We start from the raw sequence: 25,434 nt of genomic DNA, 5'->3' as shown, positions 1-25,434 counted from the left end.
AATGCAGATGCTGAACAGGCGCGAAGGGAGGATCTCATGGTGAGCAAAACCGACCCGAAGACACCCGGACGCGCGGCCTCGCGGCGCAACTTTCTCAAGACCGGCCTGCTTGGCGGTGCGGCGGTTGCGGCAAGCGCCGGTATGGCGCGCGCGCAAGGCGGCGATCCGCTGATCACCGAGATCCAGGACTGGAACCGCTATCTTGGTGATGGCGTCGATGCCGCGCCCTATGGGGCTCCGTCTGAATTCGAGGCGCAGGTGGTGCGCCGCAACGTGCCATGGCTGACGGCAGATCCGGTCTCGTCGATCAATTTCACGCCGCTGCATGAACTTGACGGCATCATCACGCCCAACGGTCTGTGCTTCGAGCGCCACCATGGCGGCGTGGCGATCATCAATCCGACCGAGCACCGGCTGATGATCAACGGCTTGGTCGACACGCCATTGGTTTTCACGATGGAAGACCTGAAGCGGTTTCCGCGCGAGAACCGGGTTTACTTCCTGGAATGCGCCGCCAATACCGGCATGGAGTGGAAGGGCGCGCAGCTCAATGGCTGCCAGTTTACCCACGGCATGGTGCATTGCGTTGTCTATACCGGCGTGCCGTTGCGCTATCTGCTGGAAGAAGCAGGTGTGAAGACAGCGGGCAAATGGTTGCTGGCCGAAGGCGCCGATGCCGCAGCAATGAGCCGCTCCATCCCGATGGAAAAGGCGCTCGATGATTGTCTTGTCGCCTTCAAGATGAACGGCGAAGCCTTGCGTCCCGAACAGGGCTATCCGCTGAGACTGTGCGTGCCAGGTTGGGAAGGCAATATGTGGGTAAAATGGCTGCGCCGGCTCGAGGTTGGCGACCAGCCCTGGGCGCAGCGTGAGGAAACCTCGAAATACACCGACCTTCTCGCCGATGGCAAAGCCCGCCGCCATACCTTCGTGATGGATGTCAAATCGGTCATCACCAGCCCCAGCCCGCAAGCGCCTGTAACTCATGGCAAGGGGCCGCTGGTAATCAGCGGGATTGCCTGGTCGGGCAGCGGCACGATCAAGCGGGTTGATGTGACGATTGATGGCGGCCGCAACTGGCATGAGGCGCGGATTGACGGGCCGAGCCTGCCCAAGGCGTTGCATCGGTTCTATCTCGATATCAATTGGGATGGCTCGGAAATGCTGCTGCAATCGCGCGCCATTGATGATCAGGGTCTGGTGCAGCCGACCAAGAACGAGCTCCGCGCAGCACGCGGTGGCAACTCGATCTATCACAACAACGGCATCCAGACATGGCACGTCAACACTGACGGAGTGGTTGAAAATGTTGAAGTTTCTTAAACCCGCAGCGATCACCGCAGGGCTTGTGCTTGCCGCTTTCTCGAGCCAGGCATTGGCCGATGGCGATGCTGCCGCCGGCAAGAAAGTGTTTAACAAGTGCAAGGCTTGCCATGCGGTTGGCGAAGGCGCCAAGAATCGTGTCGGGCCGCAGCTCAACGACTTGCTCGGACGCACGGCTGGTACGGCCGACGACTACAAGTATTCCAAGGCAATGATCGCCGCCGGTGAGGACGGGCTGGTCTGGGACGACGCCGCGCTGGCCAAGTACCTTGCAAATCCCCGCGGGATGGTCAAAGGCACCAAGATGGCGTTTGCCGGGCTTAAATCCGACGAGGATACCGCCGATCTCACGGCCTATCTGAAAGGGTTTTCGGAAGAACAAGCGGCTGCGGCAGAGCCAGCGAATGCTCCGGTGGAAACTGCGGCATCTTCCCCCGCAGAAGCCGAGGCGACGGCAGAACCCGTTTCGACAGAGAAAAGCACCGGCGCTTTCGGGCTCGGTCGGGTGGCCACGCCCGACGAGGTGACGGCCTGGGATATCGACATCCGTCCCGATGGCGCGGGATTGCCAGTGGGCAGCGGCACCGTGACCCAGGGCGAAGTCATTTTCAGTGAAAGCTGTGCTGCGTGTCACGGTGATTTCGGCGAGGGCGCCGGCCGCTGGCCGGTGCTGGCGGGCGGGCAGGACTCATTGCTCAAAGACCGTCCGGTAAAGACCATCGGCTCCTACTGGCCCTATCTGTCGACGGTATATGATTATGTCCGCCGGGCGATGCCGTTCGGGGATGCCCGGTCGCTCAGTGATGACGACGTTTATGCGCTGACAGCCTATGTGCTCTATCTCAACGATATCGTCGTTGACGAGGAGTTCGAGCTTTCGAACGAGAATTTCGCCTCGATCCGTTTGCCCAACGAAGCAAACTTCATTGCTGACGACCGGCTGAGCGAGCCGCATTACGCCAAGGGGCTCGAACCCTGCATGTCCGACTGCAAGCCGGGACCGGTGAAAATCACCGCGCGGGCGCAGGTTCTCGACGTGACGCCGGAAGGCGAGGGCGATGAAAACAGCGGTGGCAGCGTCGACTGAGCCGCGACCAGCTATTGCCTGCCGTGAACGGCCAAGCGAAATGTGCCGGTCAACTGGTACTGCATAAGGCACGTACTTTCGCGGTTCAAAGGCGGGCCGGTGAAGAACCGGGAGCGGTCTCGCTTCCGGTTCTCGCTGGTAACGCGGCAAGGCAACCCTGCCGGACGGAGTGTGAATGCTTGCTATTGGATGGGCGGCGCTGTTATCTCCGTTCAAGCATAAACAAGCCGGAGCGTCGCCAATGTCTGCCCGTTCGATCCGCCGATTGGCCCGATCCCTGGTGCTGGCCGGCTTGCTGCTTGGTTCCGCCGCCTCCGCCCATGCCGAGGACGTGCTGGTGTTTGCAGCTGCCAGCCTGAAAACCGCGCTGGACCGGATTGCCACGGATTGGGAACAGGCGACCGGACATACTGTGGCGGTTTCTTACGCAGGAAGTTCGCAACTGGCGCGGCAGATCGTGCAGGGCGCGCCGGCCGACATCTATATCTCGGCGTCGACCGACTGGATGGACTATCTGCAGAAGGCTAGTCTGATCGAGGATGCAACGCGGATTGATCTGCTTTCCAACAGTCTTGTGCTGATCGCCCACGGTGCGCAAGCGGAGGCGATTTCCTTTGGTCCGGATACTGATCTGGCCGGAATGCTCGGCGACGAGCGGTTGGCGATGGCGATGGTCGATTCGGTGCCTGCCGGGATTTATGGAAAAATGGCGCTGACGCAGCTCGGTCTTTGGGACGAGGTGGCGCCGAAAGTGGCCCAGACCGACAATGTTCGCGCCGCGCTGGCGCTGGTCTCATCAGGCGAGGCACCCTATGGCATCGTCTATGCGACCGATGCGCTGGTCGATGAAAATGTCGGGATCATCGCCTCGTTTCCCGCCACGAGCCACGCTCCGATTGTCTATCCTGCAGCAATGGTCCACGGCTCGGTCGGGCCTGAAGCGCGTGGCTTTTTTGCAGCGCTGAGCGGGGCCGACGCGGAAGCCGTGTTCAGGCAGAACGGTTTTCTAGTTCCGACGGGGCATGGCGATGGCTGACTGGCTCAGCCCTGACCAGTGGAGCGCAGTGGCGCTGTCGCTGAAGGTCTCATTGTGGGCGACTGTGCTCAGCCTGCCACTTGGCGTGGCGGTGGCCTATGTGCTGGCGCGGTACCAGTTCTGGGGCAAGCAGGTGCTTAATGGCGTGGTGCATCTACCGCTGATCCTGCCGCCGGTGGTGACCGGCTATCTGCTGCTGCTGACATTCGGTCGCCGCGGCGCGGTAGGCAGTTTTCTCGACGAGGCTTTCGGGTTGGTGTTTGCCTTCCGCTGGACCGGGGCTGCGCTGGCGGCGGCCGTGATGGCGTTTCCGCTGATGGTGCGGGCGATCCGGTTGGCGATCGAAGCGGTGGACCCGAAACTCGAACAGGCGGCGGCAACGCTGGGGGCTACGCGCGTACGGGTGTTTGCCACTGTCACCCTGCCGCTGATCCTGCCCGGGGTGGTGGCCGGTGCGATCCTGGCGTTTGCCAAGGCAATGGGCGAATTCGGCGCAACAATCACCTTCGTCTCCAATATTCCGGGCCAGACCCAGACGCTGCCACTGGCGATCTACAGCTTTCTGCAGGTGCCGGGTGGTGACAGTCAGGCCGCGCAACTGGTGCTGATCGCAGTGGTGATCGCGCTGGCCGCATTGTTCCTGTCGGAATGGGTTGGCCGGGCGGTGGCGCGAAGGATATCGGGATCATGAGCCTTTCGGTGCGCCTTGCCCATCGTTTCGGCGGTTTCGCTCTGGATGTCGACTTCGACGCGCCCGCGGGGGTGACCGCGCTGTTTGGCCGCTCGGGATCGGGCAAAACCTCCGTGGTCAACGCTGTGGCGGGGTTGTTGCGACCGCAATCGGGCCGCATCGTGGTGGACGACCGAGTGCTGTTTGATTCAGCCGAACGGGTCTTTGTGCCGGTGCACCGCCGCAGCCTTGGCTATGTGTTTCAGGAAGGTCGGCTGTTTCCGCATATGAATGTGCGCCAGAACCTCGCTTACGGAGCCCCCTTCCGCGACGCGCACTCCGGTCCGGAGTTCGACCGGGTGGTGGCGACGCTTGGGATCGAGGATTTGCTGCAACGCCGGCCGGGGGCTCTGTCGGGCGGCGAAAAACAGCGGGTGGCGATCGGCCGGGCGCTTTTGGCGCGGCCGCGTCTGTTGTTGATGGATGAGCCGCTGGCGGCGCTCGACGACCACCGCAAGGCGGAAATCCTGCCCTATCTGGAACGGTTGCGGGCAGAAAGCGATATCCCCATCCTCTATGTCAGCCACACCATGGCCGAGGTCGCCCGGCTGGCGACAACGCTGGTGTTGATGGAGGCGGGAAGGGTGGTCCGGGCTGGTCCGGCGGCGGAGATCCTGTCCGATCCCGACAGCGTGCCGGCGCTCGGGTTGCGCACGGCCGGCGCCTCGCTGCACGCGGTTGTGGCCGCGCAGGAGGATGACGGACTAACCCGGCTTGAGGCTTCGTGCGGGGTGCTGTTGTTGCCACGGGTTGCGGCCGCTGTCGGTGCCCGGATCAGTGTCCGGATTCTCGCTCAGGACGTGATCCTGTCACGCACCCGGCCCGAAGGCCTTTCGGCGCTCAACATATTGCCGGCGGTGGTGACCGCGGTGCGGCTTGGCGATGGACCGGGGGCTATCATCCAGTTGCGCGCGGGCGAGGATGTGCTGCTGGCGCGGGTCACCCGGCGTTCTGCGCTGGCACTGGAACTTGACGTCGGGGTCGACTGTTTCGCAATTCTCAAATCGGTCGCCGTCGCGCAGTCCGAAGTTGGCGTCGCTGGTTAGGTTCGGAACCTCAATAGCTTGGGCCTTGCTTCAGCGCCGGGCGATAACACCGATGCGGGCATAGTCGCGATAGAGCGACGAGAAATTCATGCTGGCGTCGTGGTCGGCAGCGAGCGTGGCCATGGCATCGCCCAGGCTTTTGCGCGGGGTGACGTGAAAACGCTTGAGCCAGGCATGCAAGCAGTTGCCAAACCAGCGCGGCAGGCCGGTCTGCTGGCCGAAATCGACCACATGCAGTTCCCCGCCGGGCCGCACCGCCAGCATCGCCTGGCAGAGTGCTGCCTCCCAGGCGGGGATCATCGACAGGCTGTAGGAGAGGAACACGCGGTCAAAGCCGGATGTGGCAAACAGCTCGCCCGCGTCAAAGCAGGTAGCGTCGCCCTGAGCCAGCTTGATCCTGCCGCCAAGGCCACTGCGCGCAACGGTGGCGTCGGCGGATTTGAGCATCTCGGATGATAGATCGAGACCGAACAGCCGAGCTTGCGGGTAATGACGGGCGGTCAGGATCAGGTTGCGGGCGGTGCCGCAGCCGATTTCCAGCACGGTGCCGTCCGGTGGCGGTTTGAGGGCGGCGACCAGATCATTGCGTCCCAGCAGATAATAGCGCCGGGTGAGATCGTAGATATGGCGCTGATGACGGTAGATGCCGTCCATCACCCCGGCATGGGCGAGTACTGATGTCATCAGTCGCGGCCGCGCTTGATGTGCAAATGAAAGCCGCCATAGATCGCCGAGCGGTCGCGCGCGCCATAGGCGAGGCTTTCTTCAGCTCGGTAATCCCATTGATTGAGAATGCCGTCGGGCACCCGGCCCGGCAATGGCGATTGAGTGGCTGCAGTACGGTAGATGACGCGCGCGCCCGATGTCGCGGTGCGGGTGATCTCGGCCCACAGTTCCGACAGTTGCTGATCTGTCATCCAGTCCTGCGCATCAAGCAGCACGAAGGCATCGACGGAACCGGCGGGACGAACGGCGAGCATCGCCGTCAGGTTCTCATTGATGATCTCGACCCGTGAAGCATTGCGGCGCACGGTTTCGAAATGGCGGCTTTCGAGATAGGGAGGCAGGCTGGCCCCGTCGCCGGGCTGGTAGCCTCGGCCAAAGGCCTGCCAGGCGAAGTAGTTGTCCTTCAGCGGAAAGCTGCAAGCCAGGCGCTCGGTGCGGGCTTTCAGCGCACCGCACATGCCGTCCGGTGAATCGCCGGCCAAGGCTTCATACTGGGCTGGCGGAATGCCGAGACCGAACAGCGAGGCGCGCAGCGATGTCAGTGCGCGAAAGCTGCGGCTGTCGAAAATCGGCGCAATGCGCGTGTCAAAGAAGGCGCGCTGCTGCTCGATGCTGTCCATCCTGAGCAACTCACGCGGATCGACGCCGTAAACCTTGGCCACAATGTGGGCAACCGAGATGAACCGTCCGAGCAGGCCGGTGGTGTAGAAACCACGCGAAAACCCGGCGATGCGGCGCCGGCCCATTATGTCGCGACCGTCCCAATAGGCGCGGGTGGCGGGATCGAGATTGGGCCGGATGTGGCGGTCGTAAAGCGCGACATTGGATTTCAGGTTGGCGTAGCGAAACATGTTCGAAAACGCCGTATGTCCTGGCAGGTGGGCTGCGGCGGCGAGCTTGAGCTTGCCGAGCGCCACATGTGCGGGCGACAGGTCGACGGCGATCAGCCGTGCCGGATTTGCCGTCAGATAGGACATCACGTTGCAGGAGCCCGAGGCGATGGTCACGAGCGTGTCGCTGGGCTTGAGCGCCAGGGCCTGCATATCGACCAGCGGGTCTTCCCAGATCTGCGGATAGACCAGCCCACGAAACGCAGACGAGAAAATCCGTTCGAGTATGCCGGTTTGGGAGAGTGCCGGATTGCGGACCACCGCACCGTCAATTCGGGCGCCGATGGCGGGAGAGTCAATCATGGTCAAGGGAATGCTCCTTGTGAAGCCGTTGGGTGGACCTGTCAGGCCGCCTCATTGTGAATGTCAGCGTCGTGGTGATGTTCTTTGGACTGCGCCTGGAACGCGGCCTTGGCAGGGATCCGGCGTGACCAGTCGATCAGTTCGATGCGGCCGTCTGGGTGTTCGACGATGGCAGTACAGCTTTCCACCCAGTCGCCGGTATTGATGTAGCGCACGCCGCCGCGCATCTCGTTGGCGGCATGGTGGATGTGGCCGCAGATGACGCCGTCGGCACCGTGCTTGCGGGCCTCGTCGGCCAGGACCTGTTCGAAGTCCGAGATGAAATTGACGGCGCCCTTGACCTTGAGCTTGGCCCAGCGGGAAATCGACCAGTACTCCAGGCCGAGCAATTTGCGGGCCCGGTTGTGCCATTTGTTGGCCCACATCGCCATTCCGTAGGCGATGTCGCCCAGATGCGCCAACCAGCGATGGTTCATCACCACCATGTCGAATTCGTCGCCGTGGATAACCAGCAGGCGCTTGCCGTCGGCAGTTTCGAACAGATCGCGCTCGCGCACCTCAATTCCGCCGAAATGCACCCCTTGATAGTCCCGCAGGAGCTCGTCATGGTTGCCCGGCACATAGATGATCCGGGTACCCTTGCGGGCCTTGCGCAACAGTTTCTGGACCACGTCGTTATGGCTCTGGGGCCAGTAGAAGCCGCGCCGCTTCATGCGCCAACAGTCGACGATGTCGCCGACGAGATAGATCGTCTCGGCATCGTGTTGGCGTAAGAACTCGATCAGCAGGTCCGCCTGGCAGTCGGGCGTGCCGAGGTGAATGTCGGAGAGGAATATCGTCCGGTAGGATTTTGTCACGGGATCCGCCTGAACCTTGAGCATTTGAGTTGCTGGCAGGCTTAGACACGATTCAGTTTTCAGTTTTGTGACGGTCGCTGCGGCGCCGCACGGACGGGCAGCACCGGTGGTGCGCGTGATTACTCTGGTATCAGGCAGGATGGGCTGAGCCGAGACTGATGAAGCTGGGGCTGCAAAACAGGCCGGCAAAATGTCACCGTGGGGTGCGGCCTGTCACGGTTGTGGTGTAGGAATTTGATATGACAGTGCCGCGCTGGCGTGAACTGTCGAACTGCAGGGGACAGCATTAATGCGATATGCATTCTATTTCTCACCGGAGCCAGACACCGAGCTTGCACGGTGCGGCGCCAGCTGGCTGGGGCGTGATGCGGTGACCGGCGTTGCTGTTGAACATCCGGAACTTGACGGTCTGGGTACGGACGAACTGGCGGTGATCACTGCGCCGGCCCGCCGTTACGGTTTTCATGCCACGCTGAAAGCGCCGTTCCGGTTGGCGGATGGCACGAACGAAGCCGGGCTTGTGGACGCCATGGCGCGTTTTGCGGCCGCGACCTCCGGCTTTGATCTTCCGTCGTTGACGGTCGCCGATCTGGGTGGGTTTGTTGCGCTGGTGCCGGACGAAGCATCGGCCGGATTACAGGCGTTTGCGGATGCGGTGGTGGAGTCATTCGAACGGTACCGGGCCCCGCTGTCGGAGGCCGACATTGTGCGGCGGAACCCGGATCGGTTGGCGCCCGAGGAGCGCGACTACCTGATGCGTTGGGGCTATCCTTACGTGTTTGATCGCTTTCGCTTTCACATGACGTTGAGCCGGCGGCTTGACCAGCCAGATCTTGACCGGGTCAGGCATGCTGCAGCGGCGTATTTTGCGAAGGCGTTGGCGCAACCGGTTGCGGTCAACGCGCTGAGCCTGTTTGTCGAGCCTGAGCCGGGAGCGCCGTTTCAGCTTCACACCCGTGTGCGGCTCGCGCCCACTGAAAAGAGAAAGACCGCCTGAATGAGCCGTGAGACAATTCTGACCAATGCCTGGCTGGTGCTGGAAGACAGGGTGATGAAGGGAAGTCTGGTGATCCGCGACGGCTTCATAGCCGATCTTTCCGAAGGCCATGTGGCGAGCGGCGAGGACATGGAGGCGGACTATCTAGTTCCCGGGTTGGTGGAGCTGCACACCGACCATCTTGAATCCCATTATTCGCCCCGTCCCGGCCTGCGCTGGAACGCGATGTCGGCACTGCAATCCCATGACGCGCAAATCGCCTCATCTGGCATCACCACGGTGTTTGATTGCCTGCGGTTGGGATCTTATGCCGACGGCGGTTTTGAGATGGGCGAAATGCGGATGATCGCCGATACGATTGCGTCTGCCCGATCGGAAAACCGGCTGCGGGCCGATCACCTCATTCACTTGCGCTGCGAAGTTTCGGCGGGCGACGTGCTGGATCATTTCGCCGATTTCAGGACCGATAATCAGGTCCGGCTGATCTCGCTGATGGATCACGCGCCTGGCCAGCGTCAGTTCCAGACGATGGATCAGTTTACGCTCTACTACAAGACCCAGCGTGGCTTGAGTGATCAGGCTTTTGCTGAGTTCGTGGCCAAGCGCCAGGCGGCATCAGCGCGCTATTCCGACAGCAACCGCAAGGTGCTCGCCGAGGCCTGTACGGCACGCAGCATCACCATTGCCAGCCACGACGATGCGACGTTGGGGCATGTTGCCGAGGCGGTCGAGCTTGGGGTCGGTCTGGCGGAGTTTCCGACCAGCATCGAAGCAGCACAGGCCTCGCATCAGGCAGGGATGAGCGTGTTGATGGGAGCGCCGAACGTGGTTCGCGGCGGATCCCATTCCGGCAATATTGCTGCTACCGATTTGGCGCGACTGGGTGTTCTTGATGTGCTGTCGTCCGATTATGTGCCGTTCAGCCTGATTTATGCGCCGTTCATACTGGCCGAGACTGTGGATGGTCTCGATCTGGCGGCGGCGTTCCGGCTGGTGACCGCCACGCCGGCAAAAACCGTGGGGTTGGATGACCGGGGCAGCCTGACATCCGGCAAGCGCGCTGACCTGGTCCGGGTTCGTCGTCAATCCGGGGTGCCGGTGGTGCGCTCAGTCTGGCGACAGGGCGAGCGGGTGGCATAATGGGGTATGCGGGTGAAAACCGTGGATCTGGGCCGATCCCGGGACGGCTGATCGTCGTGCTAGGGGCGAGCGGCTCGGGCAAGGATTCGCTGATTTCCCATGCCCGCGCGCAGTTTTCCGGGGTGGATGGCTTGTTGTTCGTGCAGCGTGCCATCACCCGTGCGGACGATGATGGCGCCGAGGATCATGTCGCCATGACCGACGCGGAATTCGACGCGGCGCAAGACAGTGGAGCGTTCGTCCTGACCTGGACCGCCAACGGATTGCGCTACGGCCTGCCTCGGATACTGGAAGCGCATCTGTCAGATGGTGGGGTTGCGGTGGTCAACGGATCACGCGGGGCCTGGGATGCTCTGCTCAAGATTTTTCCCAATGCCATGGCGGTGGAAATACGCGTCGATCCGGAGACGTTGGCGGAACGTTTGCGGGCACGCGGACGTGAAAACGAGATTGAAATCGAGGCCCGGTTGGCACGTGCAACAGCCTTGGAAAACCAGTTTCTGACGGATGCCGTGATCGACAATTCGGGATTGCTCGAAACGGCCGGCGCTGCGCTTGGTGAAATCGTCCGTAATGCGCTCACCGATGCCGGACATGGCGAGCCGACGGCCCGGTGAGGGATGTTGAAAACCGGAGTCAGGCCCATTTCTGACGGATTTCGCCCCGGAACCGCTTCTGGATGTCGAGTATTTCAGTCGAATTTCGGCTCATGGAACATGTTATTGGCGCGTTTTGAGGGTAAAATTCGACAAAACGTGCCGAAATATGACAAATCGGCAATACCCCGCGATTTTTCGCACCCTGTGAATTAAGGGATTTACAACCAGAAACTCAGACGATCCACCCTGAGAATTTAGTGCCTCGCCACCGGTATGAAGCCGGCTGACCCGCAATGATTGCATGTTGAAGGGGAGCGGCTCATGCAATTGTGGAGGGGGTCACATGGGTTTGAAATCGATAGCCAACCGTGCCGACAAGGTCAAGGTTTCGGCGCGCAGCATTACGCAAAAAATTGCCATCACCGTTGTCTTGATCAATATCATTGGTCTGGCGGTCACCAGCTTTGCCATTTCCGAAATGTCCGGCACGAGCCAGATGGAAACGGCGGAACGCAACTGGCTCAAGGACACGGCACAAATTGGTGCACAGGCAGCCGGTGGGGTGAAGTGGGGTAAAGCCGAGGCTGTGCGTTCCGCCTATCAACTTTTCCAGGATGACCCGAAGCTCTCCCTGATCGGGTTCGTTGCCTATAATCAGGCCGGCGAACAGGTCGATTTATGGACCCGGTCGGAGAAACCCGATGCGGCGCTGAGCGATGCGCTCTCCACCGTTGCGGCTGACGTGAGTGCGCCGACGATCGCCGAATCCGACTCTGCCATCGTCATTGTTGCGCCGCTGCCTGCCGGCAAGGACGGCGTGTCGCTGGGGCAGGTCAAAACCGTGTGGTCGACCGCCGATATTGCCGCATCATCGCGTGATTTTGCCCTCAAGGCGATGGCGTCGCAGATCGCGGTGCTGATCTTGTCGGTGGCGATCCTGCTCTACGCCATGCGGCGTTTCGTCGGGCAGCCGCTTGCGCAAATCAACCAGCGGGTGGGTGCGTTGCAGGCCGGCGATATTACCAGTGCCATCCCTCATGCCGAAAAGGGGGATGAAATCGGCGTCGTCGCCCGGGCGTTGTCGGAATTCTGCGATGCGTCCCGCGCCAAGCTTGAGGCCGATGCGGATATGGAGCATCAGCGCGAAGCGCTGGAGGCGGAACGCCAGGCCAATATGAGCCAGTCTGAAAAGTCGGCTGAGGCGCAGCGCAAGGTTGTCGACGAACTCGGTCATGCGCTTGAGAAACTGGCGGCGGGTGACCTGACGGTCCGAGTTCCGGACCTGGGTGGCGAGTTTGTGGCGCTTCAGGATAATTTCAATCAGGCGCTTACTGCGCTCGAGGCCACCGTTGGCACCATCGGCCAGGCACAGGAGGCGGTACAGGAGGCCTCTGACAGCCTTGGCAATTCAACCGATGAACTGGCACGGCGGACCGAACAGCAAGCAGCTGCGCTGGAACAGACCGCAGCGGCGCTCGACGAGATTACCGCGACCGTCAAAGCCTCTTCGACCCAGGCCACCGAGGCCGGGGATCTGGTCGGCTCGACCCGTCAAGCGGCAACTACCTCGGTGGAGGTTGTCCGCGCGGCGATTACCGCCATGGGACGGATCGAGGAATCATCATCGCGGATTGCGCAGATCCTCAAGGTAATTGACGACATCGCCTTCCAGACCAATCTACTGGCGCTCAATGCCGGGGTGGAGGCGGCGCGCGCCGGCGATGCAGGCAGGGGCTTTGCGGTGGTGGCGCAGGAAGTGCGCGATCTTGCCGGCCGTTCGGCCAATGCCGCAAAGGAGATCAAGGAATTGATCGAACAAAGCGGCGCCCAGGTGAGCAGCGGTGTGGATCTGGTCAACAAGACCGGCGATTCGATGAGCCACATCGAACAGCAGATTTCCGAAGTCGCCACCCGGATCGACGCAATCACCACGTCCGCACGGGAACAGGCAACGGGGCTGTCGCAGATCAACACCGCCATCAACGAGATGGACAGCATGACCCAGAAGAACGCGGCGATGGTTCAGGACAGCAACTTTTCATCGCAGAAGCTGGCCGGTGAATGCGATCGTCTGGCCGGAGTGGTGCAGTCGTTCAAGCTGGCGGGTTCCGCGCGTCAGGAGCGGGCGCCGAGATCGGCGCGGCCACAGGAACGGGTTGCCGCCGCGGCCCCGCGCTATCGTGCGCAAGGCAATGCGGCCGTCGCCCAGGATGCCCAGTTCTGGGAAGAATTCTAATCGCCGCGGCATTCCCAGGCCGAGCGCCATCAATCATAAACCGAGGAGAACACTAAATGAAGATCAAACGTACCATGACCGTAGTGCTTGTTGCCGGCGCTGCTGCATTCGCCCCTTTAACGGCCATGGCTGAAGAAGCCCATGTTGCGCCCGTCAAGGAATTCATCAGCCATAATGTCCAGGCCTGGCTGACCGATCCGGTTGTCGTTGGCGCCATCAAGGAACAGAACGCCAAGACCTCTGGCCTGAGCCAGGCGGAGATCGACAAGCTGGACATGGATTGGCGTGCCCAGGCAACGGCGTCCGACAAGCCGTTTGTCAACGAAGTGCTGGCGCGTGCGCTTTCCAAATTCCTGATGGAAAAGAAGGAAGGCAGCCAGGGCATGATTACCGAGATGTTTGTTATGGACGCCAAGGGACTCAATGTCGGCCAGAGCGACATCACCTCCGATTACTGGCAGGGTGATGAAGCCAAGTGGCAGAAAACCTATGGCGCGGGTGCGGGCGAAATGTTTGTCGATGAGGTCGAACAGGATGAATCGACACAGGCATTTCAGTCGCAGGCAAGTGTGACCATCGCTGATCCGGAAAGCGGTGAGCCGATTGGCGCGATCACCGTCGGGATCAATCTCGACATGCTGTAAGCGCTCCGCCGGGAGTTCATACTCCTGGCCTTGTGGCTTCGGGTTGGTCATCCGGAACCGGGTGACTGGTCTGGATGCAGGCAAAAACCCACGCCACGCCACGCCTGCGCTCAACGCAAGAGCGGGCGTGGCGTTTCTGTGTCGAGGTAGGGGGGCTGCTGGTGCCGGATTGCCGACAAGCGAGGCTGGCAGCGGGATTCAAAAAACGGCGACAAGTCGCTGTTCGTATTGCCGATCCGCGTTGTGATGATCATAATCGTCACGCATGCATTGCCGTGCGATATTCAATGGCGGAGCGGCATCTGCCGATTCCGGAGTGTCTCCATGAAGCTGGTCCATATTTCCGACATTCATCTCAACCACGGGTCGATTGGCGGCCACGATCCGATCGCCAATTTCCGCAAATGTCTGGCCTATGTTGAAGCTTATGACAGCGATGCCGACAGGGTGGTCATCACCGGCGATCTGAGCCATCACGGCCTCGAGACAAGCTACAGGGAACTGGCCACCATCCTCGCTGAAAGCACGCTTGCGGGAAAGCTCGAGCCGCGGCTGATGGTCGGTAACCACGACAATCGCGAAACCTTTATATCGGTGTTTCCCGAGACCCAGCGTGATGATAACGGCTTTGTACAATGGACCGAAGAGACCGAGGCGGGGTTGTTCGTCTATATCGATACTGTCGATCAGGGCAGGCACAGCGGGCTCTACTGCGCGCCGCGATTGGCCTGGCTCGCCGATGTGCTGGATGGTGCGCGCGCGCGCGGCCAGCGGGTTTATCTGTTCATGCACCACAATCCGGTGCGGGTGCATGTTGCCAATGCCGATGTAGTCGGCATGCTCAACGAACGCGAATTCCAGGCGCTGCTGAAGTCCTATCAGGACGTGATTGCCCACATCTTTTTCGGCCATTGCCATTACAGTTTGAGCGGGTCGGTATGCGGCATTGCCTACTCGGCGCCACGGTCGACCAACCATGTCTGCTGGCCTGAATTTTCCGGCATCATCAACCGGACCGGATATGGCGAACTGACCCCCAATTACAATGTCTGCTTTTTGCGTGATGACAGCGTGGTGGTGCACACGATCGATTTCCTCGACGCCGACAAGGTACAATGGTCGATTGAGACCGATCCTGCCCAGCATTAACGGACGCCAGAGAGCTTTCCTGTTTTAGGTAATATACAAATGCCAATAACATTGACATTTGTATATCTACAGGTGATTGTCGGTTCCGAATAGGGAGACTGACGTGCGCAACAAACGTTCGACCGAAGATGTGGCAATGGGCATCCGCAGGCGGGTGTTCGAGCACTCGATGCGTAACAATGGCGGCTATCTGAGCCAGGCCTGTTCGGCAGCCGAGCAACTGGCATTCCTCTACAACGAGGCGCTCAATCTCGGCGAACCGGTTTTGCCTGCCGTGCCCAAGCCATTTGCCGGCGTGCCGTCAGCCGACAACCCCGATTATGTTACAGGGGCAGGTTATAACGGCCCGTTCGAACCCCATTTCGACCGGTTGTTCATTGCGCCCGCGCATTATGCGCTTGTGGCCTATGCAACGCTGATCGAGACCGGGCGGATGGACGCCGAAGGTCTCGAGATGTTCAACAAGGACGGCTCGTCGGTGGAGATGATCGGCGCCGAACACTCGCCCGGCATGGAGGTGCACAACGGCACCCTGGGGATCGGGCTTTCGACCGGGGCCGGTCTTGCCTATGGCCGCAAGCGGCGCGGCGAGAGCGGCGAGACCTGCGTGTTCATGTCCGATGGCGAGGTTCAGGAAGGCCAGACCTGGGAAGCGGTTCAGGCGGCTGCGCACCACGGCATCGATAATCTCTGGGCGCTGATGGATGTCAACGACCAGCAATGTGACGGCGCCATGGATTCGGTGATGGAAGTGCGCGATATCGCCACCAAGTTCCGGGCATTTGGTGCGGTGTGTGTGGAAATCGACGCCCATGATCTCGAAGCCATGCGTCAGGCCAAGGACGAGCCGCATGAGGGACAGCCGCTGATCATTCTCGCCCGGTCGTCGCCCACCAGAGGCATGAGTTTCTTGCAGAAACGCTTTCCGCGGCTGCATTACGTCCGTTTCAAATCCGAGCAGGAGCGCGCCGAGATGAACATCTCGATTGCCGCCGAGTTGGGCATAGATCCCGTCGAACTGGAGGGCCACTGAGATGGTGGAAATGGTCAACCGTCCCTATGCGGCGGCCTTCGAGGCCTATGCGGTCAACAACCCCGATGTGCTGTGCCTTTCGGCGGATCTGACATCGTCTTGCGAGATCGACGGTTTCCGCGACCGCCATCCCGATCAGTTCCTGTCGCTGGGTATGGCCGAACAGAACATGATGAGCTTTGCCGGTGGGCTCGGGCTCGCCGGATACCGGCCGTTCCTGCATTCCTTCGGCGTGTTTCTCTACCGTCGTCCCTATGACCAGTTGATCGCGTCGGTGGCCTATCCCCGCCGCAAGGTGCGGCTGATGGGCTTTTTGCCAGGCATTACCACGCCCGGCGGCATGACCCACCAGGCAATCGAGGATGTGGCAATCATGCGCTCGATCCCCAACATGTCGATCCTGGAGACCGGCGACGCCACGGAAGTTGAAAGCATTTGCGAAGCCGCCGATTCAATAGATGGCCCGGTCTATTGCCGGGTGTTGCGCGGCTCGGTTCCGCGGCTGTTTGACAGCCCGATCAAGGTTGGTGAAATGCGCGAGCTGGCGCTGGGCGGCGATGTTCTTGTGGTTACGTCGGGCATTGCAACGGAAGAGGCGTTGCGCGCACGCGATGCGCTGTCGAACGCCGGGGTGTCAATCCGGCATCTGCATATTCACACCATCAAGCCGTTCAACGAGCAGGCTCTGCTCGATCACATCGGCTCGGTGAGCAAGGGGGTGGTGGTGCTGGAAAATCACGTGATTGCCGGCGGTGTCGGTTCGCTGGTGGCAGAGATCATGGCCGAGAACGGCGTCGGCAAGCCGCTGGTGCGGCTCGGGCTCAACGACACTTTCGCTCATGGCGGTTCGCGGGCCTATCTGATGAAGCATTACGGGCTCGATGCCGGCGCATTGGTGCGCGGGATCGAACGTGTGATGGGCATCTCGACCGGTATCGACGATGACGCGCTGGCCAGCGCGCGGGTAGATGCCGTTCATTCTGCGGTCAAGGCGGAGGCGCTCTGATCATGGCCGGAGACAACCGTTTCCGGGTGATCTACCGTCTGCTCGCCGACAGTGCCGCCGAGGCCGACAGCCGCGCGCGCGGTATCGCGCTGGAGCAGACCGTCGAAATCCCCGGCGACATCGTGCCTGCCGGTTATGTCAGCGACGAGATTGTGGGCCAGGTCGAGCATATTCGCGCGGTGGGTGACAACGCCTATGAGGCGACGATCTCCTACAGTCCTGACAGCGCCGGCGACGAGGTGATCCAACTCATCAACGTGATCTTCGGCAACTCCTCGATCCAGCAGAATATCCGGGTCGTGGGCATTGATCCAGGCCCTGAAATCCGCGCCCGATTTGGTGGGCCGCGATTTGGTATCCAGGGCGTCCGTGCCCGTGCCGGACGGGCGCGTGGAGGGCTGATTTCGCCGGTGATCAAGCCGCAGGGCTCGAGCGTGCGCGAACTCGCCGAAATCGCTCACCGTTGCGTGCTGGGCGGTGCCGACATCATCAAGGACGACCATGGACTGGCCAACCAAAAGATGGCGCCGTTCGCCGAGCGGGTAAAAGCCGTCAGCGTCGCGGTGGCTGAAGCCAATGCCAAGTGCAACGGCAAGGCGCAGTATTTCGTCAATGTGACCGGCTACAGCGGCAACCCGGTGGCAGAAGCATTTGCGGCCAAGGAGGCCGGCGCCGGTGGCGTGTTGCTGATGCCCGGGCTGATGGGCTTTGGCGTTGTGCATGCGCTGTCGCGCGATCCGTCATTTGACTTGCCAATCATGACTCATCCGAGCTTCACTGGCTCTTACGTGCTGACACCCGAGACCGGTGTCAGCCATGCGCTGATGTATGGCGTGTTTCAGCGCCTGGCCGGATCGGACATCTCGGTGTTTCCCAATGTCGGTGGCCGCTTTGGCTTTAGCGTCGAGGAATGCTTGTCGATTGCAGAGGCGTGCCGTGATCCCGGCGGTCTGGGTCAGCCGATAATGCCGAGCCCCGGCGGCGGCATGAGTGTCGAGCGGGCAGGGGACATGGTCTCGATGTATGGCGAGGACGTGGTGTTCCTGCTTGGTGGCAGCCTGCTGCGCGCCGGCGACAAGATCGGCGAAGCGGTACGCGCCATGCGCGACGCCATCGACCGGATCGGCAGCTGATCTCCTGAAGCAAGCCTTGGAAGCGCGGACTGCGCCGCGTGCTTTGTCAATGCGACGGCGTTGGTGTGGGCTTTACCCGTGCCTCTGAGCCGTAAGTATGGCCGGAGCATGGATACGCAAAAGGGCCGCGTTCGAAAACACGGCCCTTTTACTGTCCTGGGAGGGACACTGGAACCTGTTCGGCTTACCGTGGGGGCAGCGGCATCCAATCGGTCATGGCGACATCGGCATGGGCGAATTGCGGCATCTTGGCCGACAGGTCATCCATGTTCTTGATGTTGTTTTCCGTCAGGAACGACTGCGTGATCAGGGTCGGCGGGACCACCACCTGGGCGCCGGGATTACCACCGGTGAGCATGATCGCCAACGCACGGACTGACACCTCGCCGACCACGGCCGGGTTGGTAGCAACAGTCGCTGCCCAGGCACTGTCCGGCTCGCGCATCGCCGAAATGTCGGCGGTTGAAATGTCAGCCGAGTAGATCTTCACGTCCTGTGACAAGCCAGCCTCGTCAACGGCGATCTTCACGCCCTTTGCGAATTCGTCATAGGGCGCAAAGAACACGGTGATGTCGGGGTTGGCCTGCAGCACCGAGCGTGCCTGGTTGGCGTTGGAGTTGGCGATCGGGTTGTCCATCGTGCCCATCTGCGCCTTTTCGACAACGCCCGGATTGGCTGCCTTGAACTCTTCCCAGGCGGTGTGACGACGATCCAGCGGTGCAATCCCCGGAACATAGACATAGCCGGCATTCCATTCCGTGCCATTGTCCTTGGCGGCCTGTTCCAGAGCCAACTTGCCGAGCAGGTAGTCCGACTGTTCGATCTGCGGAATGGCTGGGTTTTCAACATTTACGTCGAAGGCAACAACCTTGATGCCGGCGTCAAGGGCGCGTTGGGCGGCTTCCTGCATGGATTCCGTCAGGCCATGCTGGATGATGATGCCATCAACGCCGAGTGCGATTGCCTGGTCGACCATATCGGCCTGCAGGGCTGCGTCCTGGCGGCTGTCGAGCACGCGAAGGTCGACGCCAAGCGCCTTGGCCTGGCTTTCGACGCCGGAGAGATAGGCCTGGAAGAAGTCGCCGGTGGAGAGATAGCGCACCAGCGCGATCTTGACGTCGCCCGGGTTGTCGAGCGGGGCCGGCATGTCCTGCGCCAGCGCCATGCCGCCGAACGGCAGTGTGATTGCTGCCGTCAGGCCAGCGAGCAGTGAGAGTGCTTGTCTACGTACCATCTTCATGCTGATTTCCTCCGTTGCATGATAATTCCGTTCAATGACTGCCGGACTTCCGGGCCGACAGCGAGAAGGTGAAGACAAGGGCGATGACCAGCACCAGTCCCTTGATGAAATCCTGGGTGTAATAGGGCGCGTTCATCATCGTCAGGCCCTGCAGCAGGATACCGACGAACAGTGCCCCCATCGCCGTGCCGAAGGCGTTGGGCTTGGCTGCCCCCAGCACCGCGAAGCCGATCAGCGAGGCGGCAACCGCATCCAGCAGCAGATTGGTGCCCGAAGCGATGTCGCCGCGGCCGAGCCGGGCCGACAGCAACATGCCGCCGATCGAGGCCAGTACGCCGGAGATCATGTAGGCCATGATCTTGTACTTGTTGACATTGGTGCCTGTCAGACTGGCGGCGCGCTCGTTAGAACCGATGGCGTACATCAGTCGGCCATGACGGGTAAGTTCGAGGAAACCCCAGACCAGAATGCCGATGACGACGAGGAAAATCACCGGCGCGGGCAACAGTTTTTCCAGCATGAAATCAAACCGGTGCCGGCCCAGCGACAGGAACAGCGGCGAAAACATGCCTTCTGCGGTTGACCCGTCGGGCAGTGTCATGCCCATGGCAATGGAGCGGCCCTCGGTGGGGATGCGTTGAAGACCGACAAGCAGGAACATCATGCCGAGCGTCGCCAGCAGATCCGGGATCTTGGTCTTGACGATCAGCAGGCCGTTGACCAGGCCGATGAAGGCGCCCATCGCCAGGCAGGCGAGAATGGCGACAGTGGCCGGCTGTTCGAGCACCACCATCATGTAGGCCGAGAGCATCATCGACGAGGTGGCGACAGAGCCGATCGACAGATCGAAGCCACCGACCACCAGCGTGCAGGTGACGCCGAGCGCGAGAATGCCGGTGATGGCCACCGACTGGAACACGAAGACGGCGCTGCGCGGTCCGGCGAAGCCATTGGCATAGATCGAGAAGAAGATCACCAGGCCGACCAGCAGCGCCAGAAATCCGTAACGGATGGCGATATCAATCGGGCTAAAGGAGCCTTTGGGAGGCCGCGAAGTACCTGCGGGAGCGGGTGTGTCGGGATGGTCGATGCTCATGCGAATGCTGCCTTTGCGGGCCGCCCGGTATCTTCCGGTGCTGACCCAGTTACTGCTGTAAGGATCTCGTTGAGATCCACGTTCTGATTTACAAATTCGGCCGACATCGAATGTTCGGTCATGACGATGATCCGATCGGCCACTTCCAGCGCCTCATCGAGTTCGGAGACGAACACCAGCGTTGCCCGGTTTTTCGCGGTTTCGCGAATCTTGCGACCAATGTCGCGGCGGGCGCGGATATCGACGCCCTGGAAAGGCTCGTCGAGCAGCAAGAGCCGACATTCCTCAGCCAACCAGCGCGCCAGCATGACCTTCTGCTGGTTGCCACCCGAGAGCGTGTTGATGCCGTCGGTCTCGCTCTGGCAGACGATCGACAATGCCTCGATCATGGTGGTTGCGGTGACGCGTTCCTTTGACCGGTTGAGGAAGGAGAGGCTGGAGTAGCGTGACAGGAACGGCACCGTGATATTGTGGGCCAGGTTGAAGTCGGCAACGACGGCGTTGTTGGCCCGATCCTTGGGGGACATGAACACGCCGCGGGCAATGGCAGCCTTGGGATTGGTTGGCGCATAATCCCTGCCATCGACCTGGATTTGCCCCTGCGACGGGGTGGCAAGGCCAAACAGGCATTGTGCAAACGCGGTCTTGCCGCTGCCGAGCAGGCCGGTGATGGCGACGATTTCGTTTTCGGCGAGTTGAAAATCGAAAGCTTTGCTGGTGGGAAGCAATCGCAGGTCGGAAATGTCGAGCACGGGTTTGCCAGGTTCGCCGATTTCGAGGTCGATATCGCTCATGCGGTGTCCGAGCATGGCGTTGACGGCACCTTCATAATCGAGGTTGTCGCCCTCGAACACCCCGGAGATTTCGCCGTCGCGCATGGATACGATGCGGTCGGCAATGCGGCGGATGTCGGACATGCGGTGGGAGATGTAGAGCACGGCGACGCCGCGCGCCGAGAGTCTTTCGATCAGCCGGAACAATCGTTCTGCTTCCGATGCCGACAGCGACGACGTCGGCTCGTCGAGAATCAGCAGCTTCGGATCGTGGGCCATAGCGCGGGCGATGGCGATCAACTGGCGGTCGGCCACGCCGAGTTCGGAGACCCGCTGCCGCACATTCAGTGCCAGTCCCATCTGGCTGGCAATGCGCTCGGCGTCGGCATAGTTCTGCCGGCGCTTGAGCAGGAAGCCATAGTTGGGTTCGGCAAGGCGGTCGATCAGCAGGTTGGACGCGACATCGAGATCGGGGATGACACCATCATTGATGTTCTGATGGACAGTGACAACGCCGGCGCGAATAGCCTCGGAGGGGGTGGAAGGGCTGAATTGCTTGCCAAGCAGCGTCACAGAGCCGGCGTCGAGCGCGTGCACGCCGCTCAATATCTTGACCAGTGTCGATTTTCCGGCGCCGTTGGCGCCCATCAATACGGTGACAGTTCCGCCAGGCAGCAACAGGTTGAGCTGCTTGAGAACACGGTTGTCGCCGAACGATTTTTCGACGCCGCGCAGATTGCAGACAGTTTCGCTCATCCCTTCCTCCCAGTAAGATGAAATCAGCAGCCATGACAAAAGTCAATACGTGTTGACAAATGAGTGAAACGAACACTAGGCTTAGGTAACGAATGGCTTGAAAGGCCGTTGTGGAGGATTGAATTGAGTAGCGAATACAAAGCTTTATCACCTGAAACTCTGGCTGATCGGCTGGGCGGGCTTGATGTCATGAAGAAAACCGTCGGCCGCAACGCCGAAGGTTGGACAGTGCGCGAGGTCGGCGACGGCAATCTCAATCTGGTCTTCATTGTCGAAGGCGAGGCGGGAAGTGTGATCGTCAAACAGGCGCTGCCCTATGTGCGACTGGTTGGCGATAGCTGGCCATTGCCGCTCAAGCGCGCCTTTTTCGAGTATCACGCATTGATCCGCCAGGAAGCAAGAGACCCGGGCAGCGTTCCCGAGGTTTTGCACTTCGATGAAACCCAGGCGCTGATCATCATGGAGCGGTTGCAGCCGCATATCATCCTGCGGCAGCAGACGATGGAGGGCCGCAAGGTCGAAGGGCTGGGCAGGGCAATGGGGCTGTTTGCGGCGCGCACCGCGTTCCGTGGCTCCGACCTGTCGATGAAAGCCGGTGACAAGAAAGCCGACCAGGCGCTGTTTGCCGGCAATGTCGAGCTCTGCGACATCACCGAAACGCTGGTGTTCACTGACCCCTATTATGACGCGGAAATGAACCGGCACACGACGCCTCAGCTCGACGGTATCGTCGCCGATCTGCGTCGTGACGAAGCGTTGAAGGTGGAAGTCCAGCACATGAAACGCGCCTTCACCTCGCGCGGTGAAACCATGTGCCATGGCGATTTGCATGCCGGCTCGATCATGGTCACGGACACCGAATCGCGGGTCATCGACCCGGAATTTGCGTTCTACGGGCCGTTCGGTTTCGACATCGGTATGCTGATCGGCAATTACCTGATGGCATATCATGCGATGCCTGCGCATATTTCCGATGCCAATGCATGCGGTGAGTTTCAGGCCTGGATCCTCGAGGTGATCGAGGAGACTTGGTCGGTCTATTGCGCGGAATTCTTGCGGTTGTGGCGAACCGAGCGCACCGGGATCCTCTATCCCAAAGCGCTGTATGAAGATCAGGGGCATGATTTTGCGTCAGAAAGCGCTGCCCAGCAGCTACTCGGTGAGATCTTCCGCGATCTGGTCGGTTTTGCCGGCATCGAGATGCACCGCCGGATTCTGGGGTTGGCGCATGTCGCCGAACTAGACACCATCGAGGACGAGGATCTGAAGGCGAAATGCGAAGCCAAATGCCTGAAGCTCGGGCAAATGCTGGTGATGAACAGAAATCGTCTGACGGGTATGGACGCGGTGCTTGCCGCGGCGCGACAGACTGAAACCGGAGGACAGGCATGAAGGTTGGCGATACACACTACCGGTCGATCTGGTTTGATGGCGAGACCGGACGGGTCAAGATCATCGACCAACGCTGGCTGCCACATGAATTCCGTGTGGTCGAGATCGACACGCTGGATGAATTCGCCATGGCGATCCGCGACATGTGGGTGCGCGGGGCACCGCTGATCGGGGCAACAGCGGCCTATGGGGTTGCTGTCGAGATGCAGCGGGATGCTTCTGATGCTGTACTCGATGCGGCCTGGGAGCAATTGCACGAAACCCGGCCGACCGCGATCAATTTGCGCTGGGCGCTCGACGAGATGCGGCAGATGCTGGCGCCGCTGCCAGAAAGCGAGCGGGCGGCGGCTGCTTTCCGCAAGGCAGAAGAGATCTGCGATGCCGATGTCGAGACCAACCGGCTGATCGGCGTTCACGGGCTGGAACTGATCCGGCAGGTTGCCGCCACCAAGAAGCCCGGCGAACCGGTCAACATCCTGACCCATTGCAATGCCGGCTGGCTTGCGACGGTGGACTGGGGAACCGCGACCTCGCCGATGTATCACGCGGTCGAAGCGGGGATTCCGATCCATGTCTGGGTCGACGAGACCCGACCGCGCAACCAGGGAGCGCAGCTGACCAGTTGGGAAATGAATCGCCATGGCATTCCGCATCATCTGATCGTCGACAATGCCGGCGGGCACCTGATGCAACACGGCGAGGTCGACATGGTGATTGTCGGCACTGACCGGACCACGGCACTGGGGGATGTGTGCAACAAGATCGGCACTTATCTCAAGGCGTTGGCGGCACATGACAATCAGATTCCGTTCTACGTGGCGTTGCCTTCCAGCACCATTGACTGGACGGTCAATGACGGGGTTCGCGAGATCCCGATTGAAGAGCGCGATGGCCGCGAGGTCACGCATGTGTTCGGCCAGCTTGAGGATGGCAGTGTCACCTCGGTGCAGATTTCGCCCGACGGCACGCCGGGCGGCAATCCCGCCTTCGATGTCACACCGGCACGACTGGTGACGGGGCTGATTACAGAGCGAGGTGTCGCCAAGGCGTCGGGCGAAGGGTTGCTGGGGCTGTTCCCCGAACGTCGCAACGCGGCCTGAGACGGGTCGCGCTCGAAACGTCAGGGTCGAGCGCGACGGATTGCTCTTGATATGAACAGATTACATGCCGCGTGGTCGACCGATCACGCGGCGTTTTGCCGGTAGTCCGGATCCTGTGTATGGGTAAGGGACGTCAGGCGAGATCCATCATGGCGCTGGCGGAGCGCTGATTTGTGACGACATGGGTGGCGTAGCCGCCCCTGAGTGCCGCTACGGCGGCGGCGGCGCGGTCTTCGCTGACCGAGACCAGAATGCCGGCGTCGCGATGACGCAGCTTTTCCAGTTCCACCCCCATCATCCGCTCGTCCAGCGGGCCGCTGACCGGATCGCCCTTGGCGTCGATGAAGCGCCCGCACAACACGCCGACTGCCCCCATCGCCTTGTACTGCTCGAGTTCGGCCAACGTCGCCAGGCCACTTGAGACGATGTGGCTGTCGGGATTGCAGGAGCCGACCGCAAACAGCGTTTTGTTGCAGTTGCTGACAGCTTCGAACTGGTGGGCGATCAGGGTTTCCGCGCGCAAGGTGGCGGCAATCTCGGCGCTGCTGAGAATTGCAGGCACGTGCAGATTGATGCAGTTGGCCGAAAATTTCCGTGCCACATTGGAGGAACAGACATCGGCGGAAAAACCGTAGGGCGTGGCCATCGAACCGACAAGCTGCAGTACCGTCAGATCGGGGATGGTTGTCTGCTCAAGCTGTTCGGCGACATCATAGATGGTCTTGCCCCAGGCGATGCCGAGGCGGTCGCCGGGTTCGAGCAGGCTTGGCAGCCAGTCGGCCGCGCCGCGGATGATGCGGCTGGCGTGATCGTCGGGTCCGCCGGTTCCGTCGGGCAGGATATAGGCGGCCTTGAGGCCGAATCGCTCGCACAATTTCAACGCTGCGCGATGGGTGTTGAACGCTTCGGGCGACAATTTGGTGTGGATATAGCCGCGTTCGCGTGCTTCTTGCAGGTAATTGACCACGGTGGCACGCGACACCATCAGCCCGGCGGCAATATCGCTCTGGTTAAGCCCATCATGGTAGTAAAGCCACGCGGTTTCGACGACGATGTCCTCGCCGCTGATCTGTTTGGTGGAGCGCCTCGTCGGGTTCTGGGCCATTTTAATCCATCGCTGCTATATATACATTTGACAATAA

23 protein-coding genes are annotated in these 25,434 nt (G+C 60.9%); 16 read left to right on the top strand and 7 right to left on the bottom strand.

All coding sequences use genetic code 11. From position 1 onward, the window contains the following. Window positions 1–36 precede the first annotated feature (36 nt). The 5 genes from soxC (at window position 37) to modC (ending at window position 5,222) form a co-directional block, all read left to right on the top strand. Window positions 37–1,323 (top strand): sulfite dehydrogenase, encoded by a 1,287-nt coding sequence (gene soxC, locus OEG84_RS07065; RefSeq protein ID WP_267653084.1) that lies wholly within the window; start codon window positions 37–39, stop codon window positions 1,321–1,323. Continuing rightward, window positions 1,307–2,410, top strand: coding sequence for a c-type cytochrome (locus tag OEG84_RS07060; RefSeq protein WP_267653083.1), 1,104 nt, complete (start codon window positions 1,307–1,309; stop codon window positions 2,408–2,410). Before soxC ends, OEG84_RS07060 begins: the two co-directional genes overlap by 17 nt. A gap of 241 nt (window positions 2,411–2,651) precedes the next feature. Further along, window positions 2,652–3,446 (top strand): molybdate ABC transporter substrate-binding protein, encoded by a 795-nt coding sequence (gene modA, locus OEG84_RS07055; protein ID WP_267653082.1) that lies wholly within the window; start codon window positions 2,652–2,654, stop codon window positions 3,444–3,446. Next, window positions 3,433–4,137: a molybdate ABC transporter permease subunit gene (modB, locus tag OEG84_RS07050; RefSeq protein ID WP_267653081.1), complete on the top strand. Its 705-nt coding sequence runs from the start codon at window positions 3,433–3,435 to the stop codon at window positions 4,135–4,137. The genes modA and modB overlap by 14 nt, the downstream gene beginning before the upstream one ends. Next, entirely contained in the window at window positions 4,134–5,222 is a 1,089-nt protein-coding gene (gene modC / locus OEG84_RS07045) for a molybdenum ABC transporter ATP-binding protein (protein ID WP_267653079.1), read from the top strand. Before modB ends, modC begins: the two co-directional genes overlap by 4 nt. Window positions 5,223–5,252: 30 nt before the next feature. Here modC and OEG84_RS07040 read toward each other — a convergent pair whose 3' ends face one another. From OEG84_RS07040 to OEG84_RS07030, 3 genes are read right to left on the bottom strand one after another with little or no spacing between them, the layout of a single operon-like run. Next, window positions 5,253–5,906, bottom strand: a complete 654-nt coding sequence (locus OEG84_RS07040) for a class I SAM-dependent methyltransferase (protein ID WP_267653078.1) — start codon at window positions 5,904–5,906, stop codon at window positions 5,253–5,255. Continuing rightward, the gene (locus OEG84_RS07035) at window positions 5,906–7,141 is read right to left on the bottom strand and encodes a BtaA family protein (protein WP_267656111.1); all 1,236 of its coding nucleotides are present in this window, start codon (window positions 7,139–7,141) and stop codon (window positions 5,906–5,908) included. The genes OEG84_RS07040 and OEG84_RS07035 overlap by 1 nt, the downstream gene beginning before the upstream one ends. Window positions 7,142–7,182: 41 nt before the next feature. Further along, on the bottom strand, window positions 7,183–8,022 hold the full coding sequence (locus tag OEG84_RS07030; protein ID WP_267656110.1) for a UDP-2,3-diacylglucosamine diphosphatase: 840 nt from the start codon (window positions 8,020–8,022) through the stop codon (window positions 7,183–7,185). A 265-nt stretch (window positions 8,023–8,287) separates the two neighbouring features. Between OEG84_RS07030 and OEG84_RS07025 the strand changes: the two genes are divergently transcribed. From OEG84_RS07025 to OEG84_RS06985, 9 genes are all read left to right on the top strand, one after another. After that, on the top strand, window positions 8,288–8,995 hold the full coding sequence (locus OEG84_RS07025) for a DUF1045 domain-containing protein (RefSeq protein ID WP_267653077.1): 708 nt from the start codon (window positions 8,288–8,290) through the stop codon (window positions 8,993–8,995). Next, window positions 8,996–10,135, top strand: a complete 1,140-nt coding sequence (locus OEG84_RS07020; RefSeq protein WP_267653076.1) for an alpha-D-ribose 1-methylphosphonate 5-triphosphate diphosphatase — start codon at window positions 8,996–8,998, stop codon at window positions 10,133–10,135. Beyond that, window positions 10,135–10,752, top strand: a complete 618-nt coding sequence (phnN, locus tag OEG84_RS07015) for a phosphonate metabolism protein/1,5-bisphosphokinase (PRPP-forming) PhnN (protein WP_267653075.1) — start codon at window positions 10,135–10,137, stop codon at window positions 10,750–10,752. Before OEG84_RS07020 ends, phnN begins: the two co-directional genes overlap by 1 nt. A gap of 325 nt (window positions 10,753–11,077) precedes the next feature. Continuing rightward, entirely contained in the window at window positions 11,078–12,970 is a 1,893-nt protein-coding gene (locus OEG84_RS07010; protein WP_267653074.1) for a methyl-accepting chemotaxis protein, read from the top strand. A gap of 62 nt (window positions 12,971–13,032) precedes the next feature. Next, window positions 13,033–13,614: a hypothetical protein gene (locus OEG84_RS07005; protein WP_425602900.1), complete on the top strand. Its 582-nt coding sequence runs from the start codon at window positions 13,033–13,035 to the stop codon at window positions 13,612–13,614. A 324-nt stretch (window positions 13,615–13,938) separates the two neighbouring features. Further along, window positions 13,939–14,763, top strand: a complete 825-nt coding sequence (locus OEG84_RS07000; protein ID WP_267653071.1) for a metallophosphoesterase — start codon at window positions 13,939–13,941, stop codon at window positions 14,761–14,763. Window positions 14,764–14,866: 103 nt separating this feature from the next. Continuing rightward, window positions 14,867–15,796 (top strand): transketolase, encoded by a 930-nt coding sequence (locus OEG84_RS06995; protein ID WP_267653070.1) that lies wholly within the window; start codon window positions 14,867–14,869, stop codon window positions 15,794–15,796. 1 nt (window position 15,797) lies between these two features. Beyond that, window positions 15,798–16,802 carry a transketolase family protein gene (locus OEG84_RS06990; protein WP_267653069.1) on the top strand — a complete coding sequence of 335 codons (1,005 nt, stop codon included), beginning with the start codon at window positions 15,798–15,800 and terminating at the stop codon, window positions 16,800–16,802. 2 nt (window positions 16,803–16,804) lie between these two features. Beyond that, window positions 16,805–17,935 (top strand): RuBisCO large subunit C-terminal-like domain-containing protein, encoded by a 1,131-nt coding sequence (locus tag OEG84_RS06985; RefSeq protein WP_267653068.1) that lies wholly within the window; start codon window positions 16,805–16,807, stop codon window positions 17,933–17,935. 184 nt (window positions 17,936–18,119) lie between these two features. Here the strand turns inward: OEG84_RS06985 and OEG84_RS06980 are convergent, their stop codons facing one another. From OEG84_RS06980 to OEG84_RS06970, 3 genes are read right to left on the bottom strand one after another with little or no spacing between them, the layout of a single operon-like run. Further along, a complete protein-coding gene (locus OEG84_RS06980; protein ID WP_267653067.1) occupies window positions 18,120–19,175 on the bottom strand; it encodes a substrate-binding domain-containing protein in 1,056 nt (351 codons plus the stop codon). 31 nt (window positions 19,176–19,206) lie between these two features. After that, window positions 19,207–20,271: an ABC transporter permease gene (locus OEG84_RS06975; RefSeq protein ID WP_267653066.1), complete on the bottom strand. Its 1,065-nt coding sequence runs from the start codon at window positions 20,269–20,271 to the stop codon at window positions 19,207–19,209. Then, a complete protein-coding gene (locus OEG84_RS06970; protein ID WP_267653065.1) occupies window positions 20,268–21,800 on the bottom strand; it encodes a sugar ABC transporter ATP-binding protein in 1,533 nt (510 codons plus the stop codon). The genes OEG84_RS06975 and OEG84_RS06970 overlap by 4 nt, the downstream gene beginning before the upstream one ends. Before the next feature lie 123 nt (window positions 21,801–21,923). Between OEG84_RS06970 and mtnK the strand changes: the two genes are divergently transcribed. Both mtnK and mtnA read left to right on the top strand, forming a co-directional pair. After that, the gene (gene mtnK / locus OEG84_RS06965; protein ID WP_267653064.1) at window positions 21,924–23,192 is read left to right on the top strand and encodes an S-methyl-5-thioribose kinase; all 1,269 of its coding nucleotides are present in this window, start codon (window positions 21,924–21,926) and stop codon (window positions 23,190–23,192) included. Beyond that, window positions 23,189–24,292 (top strand): S-methyl-5-thioribose-1-phosphate isomerase, encoded by a 1,104-nt coding sequence (gene mtnA, locus OEG84_RS06960; RefSeq protein ID WP_267653063.1) that lies wholly within the window; start codon window positions 23,189–23,191, stop codon window positions 24,290–24,292. Before mtnK ends, mtnA begins: the two co-directional genes overlap by 4 nt. A 133-nt stretch (window positions 24,293–24,425) precedes the next feature. Here mtnA and OEG84_RS06955 read toward each other — a convergent pair whose 3' ends face one another. Next, window positions 24,426–25,397, bottom strand: coding sequence for a sugar-binding transcriptional regulator (locus OEG84_RS06955; protein WP_267653062.1), 972 nt, complete (start codon window positions 25,395–25,397; stop codon window positions 24,426–24,428). Between the last annotated feature and the right edge of the window lie 37 nt (window positions 25,398–25,434).

The organism is Hoeflea algicola, assembly GCF_026619415.1.
GTDB lineage: Bacteria > Pseudomonadota > Alphaproteobacteria > Rhizobiales > Rhizobiaceae > Hoeflea > Hoeflea algicola.
The sequence above is the reverse complement of the archived record's forward strand: the minus strand, read 5'-3'. Positions and strand labels throughout refer to the sequence as shown.